Here is a 22,376-nt window from a genome sequence, read left to right as displayed (position 1 = left end):
CCATTGGCTGGCCATGGTCAGAGGCCCTTATTCAGTTGCAGGGAGCGCCTTCCGGCAGACGGCGGAAGAACAAGGTGATCTGCCCGAGTTCCACGCCCAGTTTGCTCATGCGCGAGCGATTGATCAGGGTGTCGTCGTCCATCAGGTACATCCAGTCGTCCAGGTCGACCTCCCAGTGCCGCCCGTCCACGGGCAGATCCAGCTGGTAGCGCCAGCGCAGCGCATTGCCCGCCACCTCGCCGCGGGCCTCGCCAATCACGTCCGCCGCGGTTCCGCGCCAGCGGCCAGGGCCGTCTGGCACGAGGGTCCAGACGCGCCGTTGACGCGTGCCATCGCTGTAAAGAAAACGCTCGTCGAGGATCAGCCGCTCACCGTCCCGCCGGCTGGCGATGCACACGTGAAAACGCTTGACCACTTCCCCGGAGCGCTTCTGGAACATGCCCCAGGCCTGCACCGGCTGCGAGAAGAAACCCGCCAGGTCTAATTTCGGCTGCTCCGAGGCGTAGCGCTCGACGCCAACATTGCCACAGCTACCCAATAAAACGCAGGCCGCCAACACCAGTGCCCTGTACATGCTCATGCTCCTTCGTCGTCGCTAACCTGCCCCAGCAAGCGCAGGCGCAGTCGAGGGTCTCTGGCCCGAGGGTCGAGCCATATCGCAAAGAACGCCCGCGCAAAGGCCGGGTCGGCGATTTCCCGGTGTAGCGTGCCGTCGACATAGAAGCGGCATCCCTCACCCGGCAAGTACAAACCGGTGATGCGCATTCCAGGGCGCACATCCACGAATGCCGTTTGAATCAGCTCGGCCCATGCAGCGATTTGCTCCGGCGTCACGGCCCCCGTGTTCAGTCGGCGAATCTCATCCATGCTGGCCTGGACCAGAGTTTCGCGGGAAATCGGTCGGTGGTAGAGCAGCTCCAGCGCAAAGGGCTGTCGCCAATCCTGTACAGGTCCGTTGGTCCAAAGCCTGGCGCTGTAGACACGCAACCCGAACCAGGTGAACTCACCGCTGCCCAGTCGCTGTGCCGTGGGCAGCGCTGTCCGCCAGTCGGCTGCTGCCGCTTGCAGGCAGATCAACAGGAACCACAGGCAGGTCCAACGCGCAGCGTGCGTCATGCTGACCTCCAGCTCACTCAATCCTGTACAAGAAGATACATTTGTACAACTTTATGAAGGGGATGTACAGCTTCTGACGAAACCTGCCCTCACGTCCGACTTGCAATACATCCGGAAAATCGTATATTCGGAAAATCATATACGCTCAGTGCACCCCTGCGGGCTGGCAGTGAAACCCAGCCACCGAGACACGCCATGACTGACCCGCTGTCACCCCTCCAGGTTTTCAAATGCCTCGCCGATGAGAATCGCATCCGGATGATGCTGCTGATCGCCCGCGAGCAAGAGCTCTGCGTCTGTGAGCTGACCTGCGCACTGGAACAAAGCCAACCCAAGGTTTCCCGCCATCTGGCGCAACTGCGCACCTGTGACCTGCTGGAGGACCGCCGGCAAGGCCAATGGGTCTATTACCGCCTGCATCCAGCGCTGCCCGCCTGGGTGCGAGAGGTACTGGCAATCACCCTCGAGGCCAATCGCGAATGGCTGAGTCGCACTGCCGATCGGCTGGACGCCATGGGGGATCGCCCACGGCGCGTCGCCACCTGCTGCTGATGCCATCGGATGGAAGAACCTCCTTCGCCTTCACCCTGAACAAGACCGACGTCCGCTGCATCGGTCATCGAGCGGCCATTGCCGCCCTACCCCTATGAGCGCTCTCTGAGCACAACCTGAGTACAACGACATGGCAATCAAAGTAGGCATCAACGGATTCGGACGTATCGGCCGCCTGGCGCTGCGCGCATCCTGGGAATGGCCAGAGTTCGAATTCGTCCGGATCAACGACCCAGCCGGCGACGCCAAGACACACGCCCATCTGGTCAACTTCGACTCGGTCCACGGCCGCTGGCACCGCGAAGCCAGCGCAGACGGCGACTCGGTGGTAATCGATGGCAAGCGCATCAAGGTCAGCGCGAACAAAACCCTTGCAGAAACCGACTGGTCCGACTGCGACCTGGTGATCGAGGCCAGCGGCAAGATGAAGTCGGTGGCCGTGCTCCAGGCCTATCTGGATCAGGGCGTCAAACGCGTGGTGGTGTGTGCGCCAGTCAAGGAAAAGGGCGCGCTTAACGTGGTGATGGGTGTCAACCAGCACGTGTTCGACCCGGCCCTGCACCGCATCGTCACCGCTGCTTCCTGCACCACCAATTGCCTGGCTCCGGTGGTCCAGGTAATTCATCAGCACCTGGGCATTCGCCACGGTTCGATCACCACCATCCACGACCTGACCAATACCCAAAGCATCCTCGATACGCCACACAAGGACTTGCGTCGCGCCCGGGCCTCAGGCATGAGCCTGATCCCCACCACCACCGGCTCGGCCACTGCGATCGCGGAAATCTTCCCTGAGCTGCGCGGCAAGCTCAATGGTCACGCCGTGCGTGTCCCGCTGGCCAATGCCTCGCTGACCGACTGTGTGTTCGAGGTTCAACGCGCGACCACCGCCGAAGAGGTCAATGCCCTGCTCAAAGCGGCTGCCGAAGGTGCGTTGAAGGGCATCCTGGGCTATGAAGAACGGCCATTGGTGTCCATCGACTACCGCACCGATCCACGCTCCTCGATCATCGACGCGCTGTCCACGCTGGTGGTCAACGGTACCCAGGTGAAGATCTACGCCTGGTACGACAACGAATGGGGCTATGCCAACCGTGCAGCAGAACTGGCCCGACTCGTCGGCATGGCGGAGTAGACAACGATCATGAAGGCGTTGTCAGCCCTGTCCGGGGACGTGCGTCAATACCTGCTGGTGACCGGCAATTACTGGGCCTTCACGCTCACCGACGGCGCGTTACGCATGCTGGTGGTCCTGCACTTCCATGCACTGGGCTATACGCCGCTGCAGATCGCGGCGTTGTTCCTGTTCTATGAAGTGTTCGGCGTGATCACCAACCTGACGGGGGGCTATCTTGGCGCACGCCTGGGGCTCAATCGCACCATGAACATCGGCCTGGGCATGCAAGTCGTGGCCTTGATGATGCTGACGGTCCCGGCGGCCGGGCTGACGGTGCCCTGGGTGATGGCTGCCCAGGCGCTGTCCGGCATCGCCAAGGACCTCAACAAGATGAGCGCCAAAAGTTCGATCAAGCTGTTGGTGCCGGACAGCCAGCAAGGCACCCTCTACCAGTGGGTGGCCATCCTCACCGGCTCGAAGAACGCGCTCAAAGGCGTGGGCTTCTTCCTCGGTGGAGCGCTGCTCGCGCTGCTTGGTTTCACCCACGCGGTGCTGTCCATGGCGGCCGTGTTGGCAGCGGTTTGGATCGGCAGTTTGCTCCTGCTGAAAAAAGACCTTGGCAAGGCCAAGGCCAAACCGAAGTTCCGCGACATGCTGTCCAAGAGCCGGGCGATCAACATCCTCTCGGCTGCACGGCTGTTCCTGTTCGGGGCCCGCGACGTGTGGTTCGTTGTGGCGTTGCCGGTCTATCTGAGCGCCACTTTCGGCTGGGACTTCTGGATGGTCGGCGGTTTTCTGGCCGCCTGGGTCATCGGCTACGGCATCGTCCAGTCGTTCGCCCCTTACCTCACCGGCAAGAAGCAAGGCCATGTGCCCGACGGCCGAGCCGCCTTCACCTGGGCCATCGCCCTGGCCGGGCTGCCCCTGCTCATGGCACTGGGCCTCACAGCCGGTGGCTCGGCCCAGATCGTGCTACTGGGCGGGCTGATGTTGTTCGGCGTGCTGTTCGCGGTGAACTCATCGCTGCACAGCTATTTGATCGTGAGCTATGCCAAGGAGGATGGCGTTTCCCTGGACGTGGGCTTCTACTACATGTCCAACGCCCTGGGACGGCTGATGGGCACGCTGCTTTCGGGTTGGGTATTCCAGGCCTATGGCCTGGAGGCCTGCTTGTGGGTTTCCAGCGTTTTCGTCCTGGCTGCGGCACTCATCTCGGTCGGATTGCCAAGGCACGGCAACCGGGTACGACAGCACGACTGAGCGGCGCCGAACAGCGCAGGCTGTGGGGCCTGCGCTGACACCGAGCGGCGATCCTGGGTTTCGCAAGACGCCCGCGAATCATCACTCAATGCGGAAGCTGGCCACCAACCGGCGCAATTCCCCAGAACGGCCATCCAACGCCTCACACACCTGGAGTGCCTGCTGCTGACTGGCTTGAACCTGCTGGTTGAGCAGGGAGATTTCGCCCACCTCACGGTTGATCGACTCGACCACCGCACGCTGCTGCTCGGTCGCGGCGGCTACCGACTGGTTCATTTCGTCAATGTCGGCCAAACGTCCAATCACGCTATCAATACCTCGGCAGGCCTGGGCTATGACCTCGACACTGCGCTCGGCATGACGGTGGCTGGCAACCATCGAATCCACCGATAGCCGTGCACCAGCCTGCAGCGACTCGATCATGTCCTGGATCTCTTGCGCCGACGCCTGGCTGCGATGGGCCAATTGACGCACTTCGTCTGCCACTACGGCAAACCCTCTGCCCGCCTCGCCCGCACGCGCCGCTTCGATCGCGGCGTTGAGTGCCAGCAGGTTGGTCTGCTTGGCGATACCATGGATCACCTCGAGAATGCGGCCAATGGCTTCGGTCTGCCCGCCCAACTGCTCGATGCTGGCACGCGCGCTATCGACCTGGGCTGCAAGGGCATCCAGCGCGGCAGAGCCTTCCCCGAGGATGCTGTGGCCCTGCTCGGCCTGGGTACGTGCCTCGGCGCTCTGCAGCGAAACCCTGGCGGCGCTGCCAGCAATTTCCTGGGCTGCCGCACCCAACTGCTCGATCGCAGCAGCGACGCTGTCGCTGCGTTGCACCAGCTCGCTGGATTGGCTCAGGGTGGTCTGGCTCGCATGTACCACGCGGCGCGCACCTTCATCGACACCGACGCTACCGGTCGCGACCTGACCGATAGTACTTTGCATGCGCTCGACGAAGCGGTTGAACGCCAACGCCAGCAGGGACAGTTCATCGCGCCCGCCCGCGGGCAGGCGCTGGGTAAGGTCGCCCTCCCCGGCGGCGATGTCGCCCATGGCGTCGCCCATGCGCACCAGCGGCTTGAGTAGCAAACGCAGCAGCCCCCCCAGGGCAAGCATGACCAGAACCACCGACACCACCATGGCGATCAGTGCCGAACGGCTGAAGTCACTGAGTTGTTCATAGGCCAGATCGCGGTCCACCGAGAGCCCGACGTACCAGTCCGTACCTGGCAGGCCGGCGACCGGAATGAACGTGTCGATGCGTACGTGGCCATCGACCTCGTGCTCTTGCAGTTCGCGGCTGATGCTCAGCGGCTTGGCCGGGTCGAGTTCGGCAAGACGCCGATTGACCAGATCGGTCTGCGGATGGACCAATATCTTGCCCTCGCCGTTGACCAGATAGGCATAGCCCTTGCCTTGCAAGTCGACGCTGTTGATGATCTGCACCAAGGTGTCGATGGGCATTCCTGCACCGACGGCGCCCAACAGTTCACCAGCACGACTCACCGGGGCAGCAACGGCCATGATCATTTCCTGGGTGGCAGCATTGATGTAGGGCTCGGTCAGTACACTGGCATCGCGTGACTGCACGCGCTGATACCAGTCACGCTGGCGTGCGTCGTAGCCTGCAGGCATATCCTGCTGCGGACGGATACTGAAGCTACCGTCGGCGCGAGCCAGGTACACCATGTTGAATGTGTTCCGCAGCACATCCTGATCGAAGGCTTGTTCCACTGCCGCTTCACGGGTGTCGGCAGCTAGGCGCTGGGCCAGGCTTTCCACCAGCAGCACGCGGCCGCTGAGCCAGTTGTGGATGCTATCGGCGGACAAGGCCCCCACTTCACGCAGCTGGCCCTGCAGCTCACGGGCCAGCAGCCGCTGTTGCCAGCTGTAGTTGTAGCGGGTGAACAAGGCAAATGCGCATACCACCACAAGGGCGGCTGCCAGCAAAATCTTGTGACTGAATTTCATCATGGAGATCATCGAAAAAGGACCGCGCAACCGAACTGCGCGGCCAAAAAACCTCTGGTGGCACTCGCGCCCCCAGGAGCGCGAAGACGCGAACGCCAGCAGAGCCTCAGGCGACCCGCCCTCCCAGATACAGCTCACTGACGTCTGGATCGTGCATCAGCTCGTGAGCGTCGCCGGTTAGCGCCACCCTCCCCATCGACAGCACATAGGCCCGGTCTGAGATACGCAGCGCTTCCATGGCGTTCTGCTCCACCATCAGGATCGTCACTCCCTCCTGAGCGCGGATCTGCTCGATGGCTTCGAAGACCTCCAGCAACACCTTGGGGGACAAACCCGCCGACGGCTCGTCGAGCAACAGCAGGCTGGGCCGGGGCATCAATGCCCGGGCCAGGGCGAGAATCTGCCGTTCACCACCGGACATCGACGCCGCCGGGGCGTTGAACTTCCTCGCGAGGATCGGGTAGACCGCACACAATTCGTCGATGCGTTGCAGGTTGTCCTGGCGACGCTGGTAGTGCCCGCCGACCTGAAGGTTTTCACGGATGCTAAGGCTCGCGAAGACATTGTCGGTTTGCGGCACGAAACCCACTCGGCAGCGGCGGATCTTTTCATGGACCGGCACCCGCGACACGTCTTTCCCCTCCAGCAGGACTTGCCCCTTGCGCGGCAACAGGTAGCCGGCGATGGTCTTGAGCAGCGTGCTTTTGCCGCAACCATTCGGTCCCAGCAACGTGACGATTTCTTTTTCCGCGGCATGCAGGGACATACCGCGCAAGATGTCGACCTCCGCCGAATAGCCGGCAACGACGTCCTTGACTTCGATCATGGCGTGCTCTCCTGCAAGGTCTGCGGGTTATGGCGACCGCCCAGGTAGGCCTGTATCACCCGCTCGTTGGAAGCCAGCTTGTCGGGCGTGCAACTGGCGACGATTTCACCGCGATCGAGGACCACGCAACGACTGCAGACATCGCGAATGAAGTGCATGTCATGCTCGACGATGACCAAGGTCATGCCCAGCCCGTTGAGGCGCTTGAGCGCGGCGACCAGATCACGGCGCAGGTTGGGGTGAACGCCGGCAGTGGGCTCGTCCAGCAACACCAGTTCAGGCTCGCCCATTAGCGCGCAGACGATACCCAGCAGTTTCTTCTGCCCGCCGGACAGCGACGAAGCAGGCAAGTCACGAACGCGGCCCAGCAGCAATTCGTCGATCAAGCGCTCGGCCTTGGCACGGGCCTGTTGTTCTGCCCGGCGCAACAGGGGGGTGCCGAACAGCGTGGCGAAAACACCATGTTGCTGGGAGCTGGCGGCCATGGCCACTTCGAAGACGGACATCCGGGAGGGCATCGACGGCAACTGAAACGTCCGAGCGATACCCTGGCGAACGATACGGTGCGCAGGCAAGTCGTCGATGCGTCGAGGGCCAAGCGCAATGGCACCATCATCTACCGTTTCAAAACCAGTGATGCAGTTGAGCAAGGTACTTTTGCCCGAGCCATTGGGGCCGAGCAGGCCGACGATTTCGCCGCGCTGTACGTTGAAGCTGACATCGCGCAGCACCTGGTTGCCACCAAAGGCCTTGGCTACCGAGCGTACGCAAAGCAGGCTTTCGCGAGTGGCACTCATGTGATCTTCCTTACTTTTTCGGGGATGAGACCCTCGCTGCGCCACATCAGGCAGGCCAGCAGGATCGCGCCAATCAGACCCAGGCGCAGGGCGCCAGCCAGATCCGAGTCGAAGCCGAGGTGATCCTTGGCGAACGGCACCAGGCTGTAGGCACACTGCACCAGAAACACCCCAAGCAGCACACCCCGCAAGTTGCCCAGGCCACCAATCATCAACATGGTCCAGAGCAGGAAGGTTTCCGAGGCCAGCACATAGTCCGGCCCGACGTAACTCATGAAATGCGCATACAACGAACCGCCAACAGCCGTGAGTGCAGCCCCGCTCATGATCGCCCGTGACTTCAGCGAGGTCAGGTCGTAGCCCATGCAGGCTGCCAACTGTGGCTCTTCACGCATCAAGCGCAGCGCGCGTCCGAAGCGACCATCGGCCAATCGCTGGCAGAGCAGCGCGGCAACGGCCAGCAACACCAGCATCATGACCAGAAAGCCGACGCCATCGGCTAACGTCGGGATGGCGCCGATACCCTGTGCCCCTCCGGTCAGCCAACCTTCATTGGTGGCAATCACGCGCAGGATCTCGGCGATTGCCAGGGTGGCGATGCCCCAGTAATCGGAAGCCAGCTTGCGCCCCAGGCGGGCCATGCACCAACCGAGGGTCATGGCCAGCAGAATGCCTAGGGCCATGCCGGACCACCACGCATGCCCCGCCTGGATGGCAATGCCCGTGGCATAAGCGCCCACGCCAGCGAACGCGATGTGGCCGAAGTTGAGCAAGCCGGCATAACCGGCCTGAAGATTGAGCCCCAGCGCCATCAGGCCGTACAGGCTGGCGAATGTCAGGGCGGAAACCAGAAAGTCAAACACGCCGCACCTCCCGGTCGAACAGGCCGTATGGCTTGAACAACAAAGCCAGCAGCAGGATCAGGAACGCCGCGCCGCTGATATAGGACACCGGCAGGAACGCCACTTGCTCGCCGACCAGCCAGCCGAGATTGAGGTTGGTCACCAGAGTTTCGGTGAAGGCGATCAGCAAGGCGCCAGCCACCGCCCCCATCGGGTTGCCGAGACCACCGAGGATAGCGGCGGCGAACACCGGCAGCAGCAGGTCATGACCAAGGTTGATGTGAGCGCCCGTGGACAGCGCCAGCAGCCCGCCACCCAGGCCTGCGATGGCACCGCTGGCGAAGGTCACTACCTGAGAGATTCGGGTGGCGTGCAGGCCACTGGCGTTTGCCAGTCCCGGGTTACCGGCCAGCGCGCGCATGGCGCGTCCGAGACGGGTGTGGAACAGCGCCACGGTAAAGGTCGCAAGCAGTGCAACGGTCGTGAGGAAGAAATACGACTGCGTAGGGGTGACCCGCGCGTTACCGATGACCAGCGGCGCCCTCAACGGCAGCTCGAACATCCGCGGGAAAGTCCCGGCGGCGCCTTGCACGGCGGCGACCAGCAGCATGGCAATGGCAAGCGAACCGATCATGGCAATTGCCGGGCCACTCTTCAACAGACGCTGGAACACCACGCGCTGCAGCAACAGGGTCAAGGCACCGACCAGCAGTGCGGCGCACGACAACGCCAGCGGCAATGGCAAGCCGCCGGCCGCCAGGGCGTAGGTCAGGTAGGCACCGAGCATGGCGTATTGCACATGGGCGATATTGGGGAACTTGACCAGGCCATACACCAGGCTGAGGCCGAAGGCGATCAGCGCAAGGTCAGTGGCCCTGAGCAAGGTATCGATCAGGAACTGCAACATGAAAAACACTCCGCAAGGGCAGGCAGATACCCGCCCGGAATGCCGGGCGGGTGTGTCGCGTACTTATCGGGGAACGACCTTGCCGCCGTCGTACTTGAGCTTCGCGTACGGCGGGTCGAGGCGTTGACGGCCAGCGTCGAACGCAACATTGCCGGTAACGCCGTCGTAGCCTTTGCCCACATCCTTGAGTGCAGCCTGAACCGCTGCAGGCTCGGTGGAACCCGCTTTCTCGATGGCCTTTGCGGTCATCAGCACGGCATCGTAGGCATAGCCGGTGTAGGAGGTTTTCATGCCTTCCTTGTACTTGGCGGCAAAGGCATCGGCATAAGCCTTGCCGGTTGGGCCGACGTAAGAGCCAACCTCCATGCCCAACTGGCCCTGGGCGATGTTGGCGGGGGTGTCGGACAGGCTCATGGACAGCAGAATCGCGTACCACGGTTGCTCACGCAGCCCCAGCTCCAGGGCCTCGCGATTGATCACCGCCGACTCCTGGCCGTAGGCGGTATAGATGTAAGCATCCGGCTCGGCGCGGGCGATCTGTTGCAACTCGCGGCGGTAGGTGGACTGCCCTGCGGTGTAGAGGGTCTCGCTGACGATCTTGCCGCCCAGCTTTTCGAACTCGGCGCGGAAACCATGGGCGACACCCTGGCCATAGGCGTTGTTCGGCGCCAGGATGGCGACCTTGCGAAAGCCCAGGTCCCAGGCGTCCTGGGACGAGAACTTGTTGCCCTTGTCTTCGAGGCCGATCAGGTTGAACGAGCTAGCGCCCAAGTCCCGAATCTTCACACTGGTGCTGGCGATGTTGATGTGTACTACCCCCTCTTTCACCAAGTATTGCCCCATCGGAATACTGATGCCCGATGAATACTCGCCGATCACCACCGGCACCTTGTCGACACTGACCAGTTTGCGTGCGGCGTTGATGGCGGTGGTAGGGTTGCCGCCGGAGTCTTCGACGATGACTTGGAACGGCTTGCCCAGCACCCCCCCGTCGGCGTTGACTTTGTCTTCGGCCAATTTCACGGCCCGACGGACATCTTCGCCGACAGTCGCGTTGGCCCCCGTCAGGGACAGTACCGCGCCCATCTGAATGGCGTCAGCGGCATGGCTGAACGGCGCAGCCATGGCCAGGGTGAAGAACAGGGAGCTGGAGGTAAGAATGGAGCGGAACTTGAATGGCATAACTGTCTCCTTGGAATGATCGTGACGGCTTCGGCCGTCGCGCATTGCGTCATGCAATCCCCTGTATCAGCGGGACAAACAGCTCAAGTACCGGTGCTTCCACGTCGCTCGTGGCAATTCTCGGACGCACCGCTCCGGCCTCCCCGGTGTGCCGGGTGAGGAAGGAATTCACGTAAACGCTTCGCAGTCGTTACCAGATCGGCACGGTGTAGCTGACGGTCAGACGGTTGTGGTCGATATCGCCGAGCACATCACTGCGCAAGACGCCATTGCGCCAGGCAACGCCAACCCCTTTCAGCGGCCCGCCCTGCACCACGTAGCTCAGCACGATGTCGCGCTCCCACTCTTCGCGGTCCGAACCCACGGCGGTCTTGATCTGGTCGCCTTTGAGCCAGGTCACGCTGGCATTCAGGCCTGGCACCCCGACGGTGGCGAAGTCGAAGGCGTAACCCCCCAGGATGGTGCGTTCACCCGCATAGGTGAAGTTCTGCACCAGGCTGTCGGTTATCACGTAGGTGCTGGTGCCGCCGGCACCTTCATTGGCCAGTCCGCCCTGGTTCAACTGGGCGAAGATACTGTCGTCCGATACCTGCTGATAACCCAGGGTCAGGGCATGGCCACTCAGGGCGTAGGTGAACTTGGCACTCCAGGTGGAGTTGTCCAGTTCGCCATCGTTGCCACTGCCGTTGGTCGAGGCAAGGTAGCCCGCGGCACGGTCGGCGTTCTTGCCATCGGAGGTGGTGCGGAAGTAGCGCAGGTCGGTCTTCAGTACGCCGGGCCCCAGCGGCAGGCTATGCAGGGCGCCAAGGAAGTGCTGGTCATAATAGTCTTCGAGGTTGGCGAAGTAGTACTGCAGGGTCAGGTCCTTGACGCCCTTGTAGTCTCCGCCAACAAAACGAAAATGGTTGCTTTGCTGGGTGCCGCCCGAGATCGCCATCCCAGTGAAGTTGCTCGACATCCGCCCCACCACATGCTCGATCTGGCCACCGGTGAGGGTCAGGTCATCGATCTCGTTGCTGGTGATCTGCCCCCCTTCGAACAGTTGCGGCAACATACGGCCATCGTTCGACCAGAGGATTGGCAGCTTGGGTGTGAGAATGCCGTATCGCGCCTCGGTCTTGGAAAGACGCATCTTGCCCGTCAAACCACCACGGCTGAAATTGTCCACGGCCTCGCCATCACTGTCGGCCGGGAATATCGATCGAGCGCCCGGTGCATCGAGCTTGATACCCAGGGTATAGGTCGCATCGGCACCGAAGCCGACCACACCCTGGGTGAATCCGGACTGAACGTTGAGTATGAAACCCTGGCCCCACTCTTCCTGGGTCGGGGAATCGGTATCGCGGATATCATGGTTGAAGTAGAAGTTGCGAAGCTCCAGTTTGGCTGTGCTGTCTTCGATGAACCCTGCGGCAAGCGTCTGCCCGCCCAAGCCCCCCAAGGCCGAGATAATGGCCAGGTTCAACAGTTTTTTCTTCATGTGAAGCGGCTCTCCATTGCTTATTGCTTTTTTTAGGACGCACTTCCCCGCAAGCGGCCCTGACAAGGGCGCCTGGAGGAAGAAGACGAGTGGCGACAGATGATCAACCGGCGCACGAGTGCGCCGGCTTACAGCATTCAGGACGCGTGAGCGCGGCCCTGAACATCGTCGTCTTCGCGACGTTTACCAACGGACAGGATGGCGATCAGCGAGATCGCCACGGTTGCCAGCATATAGAGAGCAACTGGGCGCCAGTCACCCTGGTACTCGGAGAGCAGCCAGGTCGCGATCAGCGGTGCGGTGCCCCCTGCCAGCGCGGCCCCCAGTTGATAGCCCAGGGTGATACCGGTGTAGCGCACCCTGGTTGAGAAGATTTCCGAAGACAAGGTACCCAGCACAGCCGTGACAGGAGCCCAGAGCACACCGAAGCCCATCACGGTGGCCAGGGTGATCCCCCACTGAGTACGGGTATCGAGCAGCGTGAAGTACGGCACGATATACAAGGCAATGGCGATGATGCCGCCGATGTACACGCGCTTGCGACCGAGGCGGTCCGACAGCCAACCCATCACCGGAATCAGCAGCGAGGCCACCAGCGCACCGATCATCACGGCGTTCAGTGCCGAGACTTTCTGGTAGCCGAGGTTGTTCACCGCGTAGCTCACCACGAAAGTCGAGAAAATATAGAACGGCGCGGTTTCGACGACTTTGAGCCCTGCAGCGATCAGCACTTCGCGCCAGTGATTGCGGAGGGTTTCCACAACCGGCATTTTCGAGACATTGCCGGTGGCCTTGGCCTTCTTGAACTCCGGGGTTTCGTCCAGACCATGACGAATCCACAGGCCGAGAAACACCAGACCGGCGCTCAGTACGAAAGGCACACGCCAGCCCCAGGACAAGAAGGCGTCTTCAGGCAACATTGCCATCAAGCTCACTGCCATCGTGGCCAGCAGCATGCCGAGCGTGACCCCCACTTGCGGCACGCTACCGAACAGCCCCTTGCGGTTGGCAGGCGCATATTCATAAGCCAGCAGCAGAGCTCCGCCCCACTCACCACCAATGCCAAGCCCCTGAATGACCCTCAGCAGGATCAGCAGTATCGGCGCCCAGATACCGATCTGTTCGTAGGTCGGCAAGCAGCCGATCAACACGGTTGCACCGCCCATCAGCGACAGCGTGATGACCAACGTCTTCTTGCGACCTATACGATCGCCGATATGGGCGAACAGCACACCGCCAATGGGGCGAATGAAGAACGTCAACGAGAACGACAAGTAAGCCAGCAGTAGTCCAACCACCGGGTCGAAATTAGGGAAGAACAGTTTGTTGAACACCAGTGCGGCGGCGGTCCCATATAGAAAGTAATCGAACCACTCGATTGAACTACCGGTAAGGCTGGCGACCAGCGCACGCCGACGCGTCTTTGAAGAGTGCGCCTCGGAGGAGGGATTGCTCATGTAAATGCCCTATTTGTTATTGGATGGGCCACAACGACCCAGGCATCACTGGGTAGCACCAGCGATGAGGGGATCCTAGGTTTCTCTGCGTAAAAGGTGCAACCGCACACTTTGTCATGGGTATAACAAAATCTACCAGTGATATCATTTTGCACCATTAAAGTGCACCTTTATTGCCTGGCAAACGTTTGCCGCACTATTACAAGACCTGCCAACCTGCCTAGTTTCGAGCGAAATATTCGCTGAACCGGAAAGCCAGGTTGCACTCGGTTGCACCCTTGTTCGATCCGGGTTTAATCTGCTTCGCGTTCCGATTGGCCAAGCCACTTACCAGGTAATAAAAACATGGCAAGCACCACCCTCGGCGTGAAGCTCGATGACGCCACCCGCGAGCGTCTCAAGCAGGTTGCCCAGCAAATCGACAAGACCCCTCATTGGATGATCAAACAGGCCATCTTCAACTACCTCGAACAGCTAGAAGGCGGCTTGACTTCGGCCCGACAGGCCGCAATGGCTGTCGTTGCGGGTGAAGAGTCCCTGGAAAGCCTCGATGATGACGGCCTGCAGGTGTTTCTCGATTTCGCCGAAAGCATCCTGCCGCAGTCGGTCTTGCGCGCCAGCATCACCGCCGCTTACCGACGCCCCGAGTCCGAGGCCGTACCGATGCTGCTGGAGCAGGCGCGCCAGCCCGCCGACACGGCCAAGGCCACGCACGCACTGGCCTACGGCATCGCCGAGAAGTTACGCAACCAGAAGAGCGCAGGCGGCCGTCAAGGGCTGGTGCAGGGGCTGCTGCAGGAATTCTCGTTGTCGTCGCAGGAAGGCGTGGCGCTGATGTGCCTGGCAGAAGCCCTGTTGCGCATCCCCGACAAAGGTACCCGCGACGCGTTGATTCGCGACAAGATTGCCAATGGCAACTGGAAGCAACATTTGGGTCAGAGCCCGTCGATGTTCGTCAACGCCGCTTCGTGGGGCCTGCTGATCACCGGCAAGCTGGTCTCGACCCATAACGAATCTGGACTGTCGTCGTCGCTCAACCGCATCATCACCCGAAGCGGCGAGCCCCTGATTCGCAAGGGCGTGGACATGTCCATGCGCCTGATGGGCGAGCAGTTCGTCACCGGTGAAACCATCGGTGAGGCGCTGGCCAACGCCTCCCGCCGAGAAGAGCGCGGCTTCCGCTACTCCTACGACATGCTCGGCGAAGCTGCCCTGACCGAGCACGACGCGCAAAAGTACCTGGCTGCCTATGAACAGGCGATTCATGCCATCGGCAAGGCTTCCCACGGCCGGGGAATCTATGAAGGCCCGGGCATCTCCATCAAGCTTTCGGCCCTGCACCCGCGTTACAGCCGTGCCCAGTACGAGCGCGTCATGGATGAGCTCTACCCTCGCCTGCTGGCGCTTACCCTGCTGGCCCGGCAGTACGACATCGGCCTGAACATCGATGCCGAGGAAGCCGACCGACTGGAACTGTCGCTGGACTTGCTCGAACGTCTTTGCTTCGAGCCGCAATTGGGTGGCTGGAACGGTATCGGCTTCGTGATCCAGGCCTACCAGAAACGTTGTCCGTATGTGATCGACTACGTCATCGACCTCGCTCGCCGCAGCCGTCACCGCCTGATGATCCGCCTGGTAAAAGGTGCCTACTGGGACAGCGAGATCAAGCGCGCCCAGGTCGATGGCCTGGAGGGCTATCCGGTATACACCCGCAAGGTCTACACCGACCTGTCCTACATTGCTTGCGCTCGAAAACTACTGTCGGTGCCTGAGGCCATCTACCCGCAATTCGCCACCCATAATGCCCACTCGCTGGCGGCCATCTACCACATCGCTGGGCAGAACTACTACCCCGGCCAGTACGAGTTCCAGTGCCTTCATGGTATGGGCGAGCCGCTTTACGAACAGGTGGTGGGCAAGGTCGCCGATGGCAAATTGAATCGCCCCTGCCGAATCTATGCCCCCGTGGGCAGCCACGAAACGCTGCTGGCCTACCTGGTGCGGCGCCTCTTGGAAAACGGCGCCAATACCTCATTCGTCAATCGTATTGCCGATCACTCCATCTCCTTGGACGAGCTGGTACAAGACCCCGTGATTCAGGTCGAAGCCATGGCAAGCAGCGAAGGTGCGCTCGGCCTGCCGCACCCGCGCATCCCCCTGCCCCGTGCGCTGTATGGCAACGCGCGCCTCAACTCCAGCGGCATCGACCTGTCCAACGAGCATCGACTCGGCTCGCTGTCGTCGGCACTGCTGACCAGCGCCAACCAGGTGTATAGCGCTGCGCCAACACTGAGCGACGAAAGCAACCACCCGCGCACCGTCACTGCAGTACGCAACCCGGCAGACCATCGTGACCTGGTAGGCCAAGTCTACGAAGCCACTGACGCCGATGTTCAGCATGCCGTGCACTATGCCCAGGCAAGCGGGCCGATCTGGCAAGCGACCCTGCCTGCCGAGCGCGCAGCGATTCTGGAGCGCGCCGCCGACCAGATGGAAAGCGAGATGCAGCAATTGATGGGGCTGTTGGTCCGCGAGTCCGGCAAAACGTTCGCCAACGCGATCGCCGAAGTGCGTGAGGCGGTGGACTTTCTGCGTTACTACGGCGCCCAGGCCCGGCACTTCGGCAACGACAGCCACCGTCCGCTGGGCCCGGTGGTATGCATCAGCCCATGGAACTTCCCACTGGCGATCTTCAGCGGTCAGGTAGCAGCCGCCCTGGCTGCGGGGAACACCGTTCTGGCCAAACCTGCGGAACAGACCCCTCTGATCGCCGCACAGGCCGTGCGGATCCTCCATGAGGCTGGCGTGCCTGTTGGCGCCGTTCAACTGCTGCCAGGCCGGGGTGAGACGGTGGGCGCCAGCCTGGTGGGCAACGAGCGAGTGCGCGGGGTGATGTTCACCGGTTCCACTGAGGTCGCAGGCATTCTCAGCCGCAACCTCGCAGGACGCCTCAACGCCCAGGGCCAGACACTGCCGCTGATCGCCGAGACCGGTGGCATGAACGCCATGATCGTCGACTCCTCGGCACTGGCCGAGCAAGTGGTCGTGGATGTCATCAGTTCCGCGTTCGACAGCGCCGGCCAGCGCTGCTCGGCACTGCGTGTGCTGTGCGTGCAAGCCGATGTGGCTGACCACGTCAGCCAGATGCTGCGCGGCGCAATGGCCGAATATCGGGTCGGCTCGCCGGAGCGACTGAACACCGATATCGGGCCGGTGATCGACAGCCAGGCGCGTGACAACATCCTCGAACACATCGAAAGCATGCGACGCAAAGGCCGCAACGTCTTCCAGGCCGCACGCGCGGTGGGTGAAGAACTGCAACGCGGCACGTTCGTTCTGCCTACCCTGATCGAACTGGACAACCTTGCCGAGCTGGAGCGGGAAATCTTCGGTCCGGTACTGCACCTGGTGCGCTACGAGCGCCAGCAGCTCGGCGAACTGCTGGAGCAGATCAATGCCAGCGGCTACGGCCTCACCTTGGGCGTGCACACCCGGATCGACGAAACCATCAACCAGGTCGTCGATACCGCTTGCGTCGGCAACCTGTACGTCAATCGCAATATCGTCGGGGCCGTGGTCGGCGTGCAGCCCTTCGGCGGCGAAGGGCTATCCGGCACCGGCCCGAAAGCCGGTGGCCCACTGTATCTGTATCGCCTGCTCTCCACCCGTCCCCACGACGCCGTGGCCGATGCGCTGGCCGAGGGAGCGGGTCAGACCATCAAGCTTCCCGATGACTTGCTGCAGGCGCGCAAAGCTTTCGCCGCCTGGGCCGAGCAGAAGGCGCCGACCATCGCTGCGCTATTTACCCAGTACCTGGCTCAATCGCAGAGCTATACCCGCTATTCGCTCAGCGGACCGACTGGCGAGAGCAACAGCTACACCCTGCTGCCAAGGGCATGTGTCCTCAACCTCGCCGAAGACCGCCACGACCTGCTTGCCCAACTCGCGGCCAGCCTGGCCGTCGGCAGCAGCGTACTGTGGCTCGATAGCCACCAGGGGCTGCACGCCCAACTGCCCGCCGAGGTGCGGAGCCGGATCGCCATTCTCACCGACTGGACCTGCGCGGATGCCCACTTCGACGCCATCCTGCATCACGGCGACTCCGACCAATTGCGCCATGTCAGCCAGCAGGCTGCGCGTCGCAGCGGCGCGATCGTTGGCGTGCATGGCCTGAGTCGCGGCGAAACCGACATTCCGCTGGAGCGCCTGTTGCTTGAGCACGCACTGAGCGTGAACACCGCCGCGGCAGGGGGCAACGCGAACCTCATGACCATCAGCTAAATACCCGCCTGCCGTGGTCCTGGCCACGGCAGGTCTCGCTGCGGCGTTATCGACGCTGCGCTTCTGCACACAACAACAAGGTACAACGATGAACGCACTTTTCCTGGGTTACGGTCGTATGGGCAGCGCCATTGCTCAAGCCTGGCTCGAAGCAGGCCTGGTCAGCCATATCAGCGCCGTGGACCCCTATCTGCAAACCGCCAGCCACGCCACGCTCTACAACGATGTGGCAGCGCTGCCCACCATCGCTTACGACATCATCGTGGTAGCGGTCAAGCCCAACTACGCCTGTGAAGTACTCAGCGCGCTACCCCCTGGCCTGTGCCAACAGGCCGTCGTGATCTCGGTGGCGGCGGGCGTCACCAGCCAAAAGCTGAGCCAGGCGTTGGGCCATGGATGCCCCGTGGTTCGCGCCATGCCCAACACACCGGTATTGGTAGGCGCTGGCTGCACTGGGCTGTTCGCGCCAAGCGGCCTGAGCGAGCGCCAACGCGCGCAGGTCACCCGTTTGTTTTCGGCCGTGGGCACCGCCAGCTGGGTCGAACAGGAAGGCTTGCTGGATGCCGTCACGGCCCTGTCCGGGAGCGGCCCCGCCTATTACCATCTGTTCAGCGAGGCACTCGCCGCTGCCGGTATCGAACTCGGTTTGAGCCCGGAGCTTGCGAAAACCTTGGCGGCGCAAACTGCCCTGGGGGCAGCGACCCTGCAAACCCAGGCGGATGCGGATTTCGTCGCGCTGCGCACGGCTGTCACCTCGCCCAATGGAACGACCGCGGCTGCGATCGGTGTGTTCGAACACGAAAGCGCCCTGCGTCGCCTGGTTGAAACGGCCGTGCGTTCGGCCTCGCGCCGCTCCGAAGAGCTGTCCCGCGAATCCTGACTCCAGTCGCAACCGTGCCCCAGGCCACGGTTGCCTTCCGCGCAGGTAGGTAACACCGATGAAGCTACATCAACTCAAAGTGCTGGTCACAATATGCGAGAGCGGCAGTATCCAGGAAACGGCACGCCTACTGCACCTCTCCCAGCCCGCACTGTCGAAAACCATCAAAGAACTCGAGTCTTCACTTGGCGTACCCTTGTTGGTGCGTTCCAACAGAGGCATCACCACCACCGAGTATGGCGAACGCCTGGTTCGTCGCGCTCGCTTGATGCTAGAGGAAGCCAATCGCGCCCGAGAGGAAATAGCGGCACTCAAAGGCGAGGCCACCGGTCGAGTCTCGATTGGTGTTTCACCGGCAACGCCCAGAGCGCAGGTCATCGCGGCAATCAACCAGTTCAGCGCACGCAACCCAGAAGTGCGCTTGCGCATTCACGAAATGCGCCCTTCCAAGCTGATGGAAGGGCTGCGTGAAGGGCATCTGGACCTGGCCTTGTCATGCCAGCCGGCCTGCCGCTATGGCGATGGGTTCCAATGGACCGAACTGTACCAGCAGCCCACTGTACTGGCGGTACGACGGGGTCATCCGTATGCGCAGGTGCGTAATCTTGTGCAGTTGCGCGAACAGCAATGGCTGCTGCAGGAGCCATTGGACAGCTCGCGGATTCGCTCGATGTTCGACCAGTACAAGCTCGCGCCCCCTGAGAACATCCTCGAGTGTTCCGCCGGCGGTATTTTCTGCGAGCTTGCATTTACCACGGATGTAATCAGCTTCTGGCCGTTGCGGATGCTCCGCTCCATCAACCGCAACAGCCAGAAGTTCGAAGCCCTCGACCTTGAGGAAGAAGTCCCGGCGCTGGACATATCCATGGTTTACCGTACTCAGGAGCTGCTGACACGGGAAGCCAAGCTCATGGCAGATGAGCTCGAATACATGTTCACCAATCCCGGGGCGCCCAAGTTCAACGACGAATACTGAGGCGCCACCTCTGCCTGTCAGGACTCAAGCTCGTCCGCACACGAGATGTCGCATTGGCCCGGAACCTGGATCATCGATACGGGGTTCGGGCAGCCCACCGCGGTCTACCGACGGGCGCGAATCGCTTCGATGCCATTGAACACCAGCATGCCCAGCAACATGGCTGCCACGAACAGCCAGGCCTGCCAATAACCACCCGGCAACAGCACCAGCGCAGGGCCCGGGCATACGCCAGCCAGCCCCCAACCAATGCCGAACAGCAGGCTTCCGCCTACCAGGCGACGGTCGATGTCACGCCGGGTGGGCAACTGCATCGTGCCCCCCAACAGCGCCACCGACTGTCGGCGCGCCCAGGCCATCGGCACCAACGCTGCGCCAATGGCACCGACCATGACCAATGCAAGCGAAGGATCCCACTGCCCGGCCAGGTCGAGAAATCCAAGCACCTTGGCGGGATTCGCCATGCCGGACAGCAACAAGCCCAACCCGAACAGCAACCCTGCGATGAAACCAGTGATCCGCGTCATGTCACACGCCCGCCAGAAGATGCCGAGCGACGAACACGGTGGCGAACCCGGCCGCCATGAAGCACAGCGTCGCCACTGCCGAACGGGGTGACAGCCGCGACAGGCCACACACCCCGTGACCGCTGGTGCAGCCGCCGCCGTAGCGAGTGCCCAGGCCGACCAGCAGCCCTGCGACCATGAGAACCCAGGGTGCACGGGTGAACTCCACGGCGGGAAGCGACACGAACACCTGCCACAGCAGCGGTGCAGCAATGATGCCCAGCAGGAACGCAGCTTTGTCGCCACGCCCCTCCCCTGACCGCTGCAACATCGAAGCCAGCAACCCACTGATACCGGCTATCCGCCCGTTGGCTGCAGCGAACAGCCCTGCGGCCAGACCAATCAGCACGCCTCCTCCGAGCGCCGACCATGGCGTGAAGGCATTCATGTTAACAAGCATCGCAACGCTCCAACTCAAGAGAAAGGGGTGAGCATGCCCTTATTCTAGCCCTGGGCCAGCAGGGTTGAAATCCGAGTCTGCGGCAGCCCGCCGTGGCTTGGGGATAGGTGAATTACTGCTACGCTTTTCAGAGGCTGACCGGTAATCCTCGTTGCTGCATTGCCAGTTCAGCACCGATGAGTTCCATTGTCGTTCGGGCCCACCCTTTGCGCATGACCTTTGCTCAACAAAGGTGCCGACATGGCTGACTTCAAGAAGCATTCGACCAAGCGGTTGTCCAAGGTGAAAGACGACATCCGTGAAGAAAAGAATTTCCATTCGCGCAAGGAGAGACTGGAGGCCGGTAAACGTCTGCGAGACGTCGTTCCGCGGGCGGCTCATGCAACGTGGAAATCCAAGCCCAGGCAGCGTGATCCCGTCGGTTTGCTCGAACTGTCCAACCGTGACCGCCATCCGGCACTGGTGCCTGTCCGTTATGGGCGAATGCTGCGCAGCCCATTCACCTTCTTGCGTGGCTCGGCCGGCCTGATGGCACGCGACCTCGCCACGCTGCCTTGTACCGGCGTACACGTCCAAGCCTGCGGCGATTGCCACCTGCTCAACTTTGGCTTGTTCGCCACCCCCGAACGTAACCTGATCTTCGATATCAACGACTTCGACGAGACACTTCCCGCGCCGTGGGAATGGGACATCAAACGGTTGGCAGTCAGCTTTGCCGTCGCCGCCCAAGACAATCGGCTGAACGACAAAGAGGCCGGACAATTGGCCATGGCCTGCGTGGAGGCCTACCGCAAGCGCATGCGTGAATTGTCGGATATGAGCCCGCTTGACGTCTGGTACGACCGCCTGGACGCTCAGGCCATCATCGACATGGCCCCCAACGAGAAATACCGCAAGGCGCGCGAAGCATTGATGGCCAGGGCCAGAACGCGGATCGGGGACTACCTGTATCCCCAGATCAGCGATGAAGTGGGCGGTAGGCGACGCCTGGTCGACCAGCCTCCGATCCTGTTCCATATCCAAGAAGCCGGTTTCGCCAAGCGCGTGAAGCTTGCACTTGAGGATTACCGCCGTTCATTGCTACCCGAGCGCAGAGTGCTCTACGACCGCTATCGCCTGGAGGACTTCGCAGTGAAAGCCGTGGGCATTGGCAGCGTGGGCACGTTCTGCTTCGTCGGCTTGTTCTTTTCGGCCGAAAACCATCCGCTGCTGCTGCAATTCAAGGAAGCCTGCCCGTCCGTGCTGGCGCCCTATGCCGGCAAAAGCGAGTTTGCCAATCAAGGTCAGCGAGTGGTTACCGGCCAGCGCCTTTCGCAATCCGCCAGCGACATTTTTCTGGGCTGGACCGAAAGCACCAAGGGCCGGCAGTTTTTCGTCCGACAGCTACGCGATATGAAGATGTCATTGCCAGTGGAAGGTGCGACCTTCGAGCAGATGAACATGTATGCGCAGGTGTGTGGCATGACGTTGGCGCGGGCGCATGCCAAGTCAGGGGACGCAGCGCTGATCAGTGGATATCTCGGCAAGTCGGACGCCTTCGATCAAGCCCTTGGCAAGTTCGCACTGGCTTATGCCAAGCAAAATGCCATGGACTACGCGGCGCTGGTCAATGCCGAGAAAAAGGGCAGGATCAAGGCACTTCGCGAGGAAGACGATTGAGCACTGCCATGGCCTATGCCATGGGGGGTGACCTAACTGCATTCATCTGGATTCAAGAAGATGCATGACCCTCGTTTTCCCCCAGCGCGTTCAAGATCGTCTCGTTTCCACTGGGC

General features: G+C 61.8%; 19 protein-coding genes and 1 pseudogene. 7 read left to right on the top strand and 13 right to left on the bottom strand.

The genetic code is table 11. The annotated features are described in order from the left end of the window. Nucleotides 1-31 precede the first annotated feature (31 nt). Both C4Q26_RS23185 and C4Q26_RS23180 read right to left on the bottom strand, forming a co-directional pair. Nucleotides 32-580 carry a DUF3833 domain-containing protein gene (locus tag C4Q26_RS23185; protein WP_371919393.1) on the bottom strand — a complete coding sequence of 183 codons (549 nt, stop codon included), beginning with the start codon at nucleotides 578-580 and terminating at the stop codon, nucleotides 32-34. Next, nucleotides 577-1,116 carry a chalcone isomerase family protein gene (locus C4Q26_RS23180; protein WP_027906727.1) on the bottom strand — a complete coding sequence of 180 codons (540 nt, stop codon included), beginning with the start codon at nucleotides 1,114-1,116 and terminating at the stop codon, nucleotides 577-579. Before C4Q26_RS23180 ends, C4Q26_RS23185 begins: the two co-directional genes overlap by 4 nt. A 195-nt stretch (nucleotides 1,117-1,311) precedes the next feature. On the opposite strand from C4Q26_RS23180, the gene C4Q26_RS23175 reads away from it, so the two are divergent. From C4Q26_RS23175 to arsJ, 3 genes are all read left to right on the top strand, one after another. Continuing rightward, nucleotides 1,312-1,668 carry a metalloregulator ArsR/SmtB family transcription factor gene (locus C4Q26_RS23175; RefSeq protein WP_027906728.1) on the top strand — a complete coding sequence of 119 codons (357 nt, stop codon included), beginning with the start codon at nucleotides 1,312-1,314 and terminating at the stop codon, nucleotides 1,666-1,668. A gap of 130 nt (nucleotides 1,669-1,798) precedes the next feature. Beyond that, entirely contained in the window at nucleotides 1,799-2,803 is a 1,005-nt protein-coding gene (locus C4Q26_RS23170; RefSeq protein ID WP_027906729.1) for an ArsJ-associated glyceraldehyde-3-phosphate dehydrogenase, read from the top strand. A 9-nt stretch (nucleotides 2,804-2,812) separates the two neighbouring features. Beyond that, nucleotides 2,813-4,045, top strand: a complete 1,233-nt coding sequence (arsJ, locus tag C4Q26_RS23165; RefSeq protein ID WP_023380954.1) for an organoarsenical effux MFS transporter ArsJ — start codon at nucleotides 2,813-2,815, stop codon at nucleotides 4,043-4,045. A gap of 81 nt (nucleotides 4,046-4,126) precedes the next feature. Here arsJ and C4Q26_RS28905 read toward each other — a convergent pair whose 3' ends face one another. The 9 genes and pseudogenes from C4Q26_RS28905 to C4Q26_RS23125 form a co-directional block, all read right to left on the bottom strand. Then, a complete protein-coding gene (locus tag C4Q26_RS28905) occupies nucleotides 4,127-4,981 on the bottom strand; it encodes a methyl-accepting chemotaxis protein (protein WP_371919609.1) in 855 nt (284 codons plus the stop codon). A gap of 54 nt (nucleotides 4,982-5,035) precedes the next feature. Continuing rightward, a pseudogene (locus C4Q26_RS28900) lies at nucleotides 5,036-6,007 on the bottom strand (cache domain-containing protein); the annotation flags it as partial. 106 nt (nucleotides 6,008-6,113) lie between these two features. Next, a complete protein-coding gene (locus C4Q26_RS23155) occupies nucleotides 6,114-6,833 on the bottom strand; it encodes an ABC transporter ATP-binding protein (RefSeq protein WP_104883606.1) in 720 nt (239 codons plus the stop codon). Beyond that, nucleotides 6,830-7,630, bottom strand: a complete 801-nt coding sequence (locus C4Q26_RS23150; RefSeq protein WP_104883605.1) for an ABC transporter ATP-binding protein — start codon at nucleotides 7,628-7,630, stop codon at nucleotides 6,830-6,832. Before C4Q26_RS23150 ends, C4Q26_RS23155 begins: the two co-directional genes overlap by 4 nt. Further along, entirely contained in the window at nucleotides 7,627-8,493 is an 867-nt protein-coding gene (locus C4Q26_RS23145) for a branched-chain amino acid ABC transporter permease (protein WP_104883604.1), read from the bottom strand. The genes C4Q26_RS23150 and C4Q26_RS23145 overlap by 4 nt, the downstream gene beginning before the upstream one ends. Further along, nucleotides 8,486-9,379 (bottom strand): branched-chain amino acid ABC transporter permease, encoded by an 894-nt coding sequence (locus C4Q26_RS23140; protein ID WP_104883603.1) that lies wholly within the window; start codon nucleotides 9,377-9,379, stop codon nucleotides 8,486-8,488. Before C4Q26_RS23140 ends, C4Q26_RS23145 begins: the two co-directional genes overlap by 8 nt. Nucleotides 9,380-9,442: 63 nt before the next feature. Beyond that, a complete protein-coding gene (locus C4Q26_RS23135; protein WP_104883602.1) occupies nucleotides 9,443-10,561 on the bottom strand; it encodes an ABC transporter substrate-binding protein in 1,119 nt (372 codons plus the stop codon). Nucleotides 10,562-10,751: 190 nt separating this feature from the next. Then, entirely contained in the window at nucleotides 10,752-12,041 is a 1,290-nt protein-coding gene (locus C4Q26_RS23130; protein ID WP_104883601.1) for an OprD family porin, read from the bottom strand. A 137-nt stretch (nucleotides 12,042-12,178) separates the two neighbouring features. Further along, nucleotides 12,179-13,498 carry an MFS transporter gene (locus C4Q26_RS23125; protein ID WP_104883600.1) on the bottom strand — a complete coding sequence of 440 codons (1,320 nt, stop codon included), beginning with the start codon at nucleotides 13,496-13,498 and terminating at the stop codon, nucleotides 12,179-12,181. Between the two features lie 345 nt (nucleotides 13,499-13,843). Between C4Q26_RS23125 and putA the strand changes: the two genes are divergently transcribed. The 3 genes from putA to C4Q26_RS23110 all read left to right on the top strand — a co-directional run bounded on the left by putA (nucleotide 13,844) and on the right by C4Q26_RS23110 (nucleotide 19,635). Beyond that, nucleotides 13,844-17,779: a trifunctional transcriptional regulator/proline dehydrogenase/L-glutamate gamma-semialdehyde dehydrogenase gene (gene putA, locus C4Q26_RS23120; RefSeq protein ID WP_104883599.1), complete on the top strand. Its 3,936-nt coding sequence runs from the start codon at nucleotides 13,844-13,846 to the stop codon at nucleotides 17,777-17,779. A gap of 88 nt (nucleotides 17,780-17,867) precedes the next feature. Next, the gene (proC, locus tag C4Q26_RS23115) at nucleotides 17,868-18,659 is read left to right on the top strand and encodes a pyrroline-5-carboxylate reductase (protein ID WP_104883598.1); all 792 of its coding nucleotides are present in this window, start codon (nucleotides 17,868-17,870) and stop codon (nucleotides 18,657-18,659) included. Nucleotides 18,660-18,717: 58 nt separating this feature from the next. Further along, nucleotides 18,718-19,635, top strand: coding sequence for a LysR substrate-binding domain-containing protein (locus C4Q26_RS23110; RefSeq protein ID WP_104883597.1), 918 nt, complete (start codon nucleotides 18,718-18,720; stop codon nucleotides 19,633-19,635). A gap of 104 nt (nucleotides 19,636-19,739) precedes the next feature. On the opposite strand, the gene C4Q26_RS23105 is transcribed toward C4Q26_RS23110, so the two are convergent. Next, the gene (locus tag C4Q26_RS23105) at nucleotides 19,740-20,162 is read right to left on the bottom strand and encodes a DUF6691 family protein (RefSeq protein ID WP_023380956.1); all 423 of its coding nucleotides are present in this window, start codon (nucleotides 20,160-20,162) and stop codon (nucleotides 19,740-19,742) included. A gap of 1 nt (nucleotide 20,163) precedes the next feature. Beyond that, nucleotides 20,164-20,601, bottom strand: coding sequence for a YeeE/YedE family protein (locus C4Q26_RS23100; protein WP_104881638.1), 438 nt, complete (start codon nucleotides 20,599-20,601; stop codon nucleotides 20,164-20,166). A gap of 240 nt (nucleotides 20,602-20,841) precedes the next feature. Here C4Q26_RS23100 and C4Q26_RS23095 point away from each other — a divergent pair, with 240 nt between their 5' ends. After that, on the top strand, nucleotides 20,842-22,260 hold the full coding sequence (locus tag C4Q26_RS23095; protein WP_049818691.1) for a DUF2252 domain-containing protein: 1,419 nt from the start codon (nucleotides 20,842-20,844) through the stop codon (nucleotides 22,258-22,260). Nucleotides 22,261-22,376 lie beyond the last annotated feature (116 nt).

Origin of the sequence: Pseudomonas sp. SWI44, from assembly GCF_002947915.1 — a bacterium.
GTDB lineage: Bacteria > Pseudomonadota > Gammaproteobacteria > Pseudomonadales > Pseudomonadaceae > Aquipseudomonas > Aquipseudomonas taiwanensis.
The sequence above is the reverse complement of the archived record's forward strand: the minus strand, read 5'-3'. Positions and strand labels throughout refer to the sequence as shown.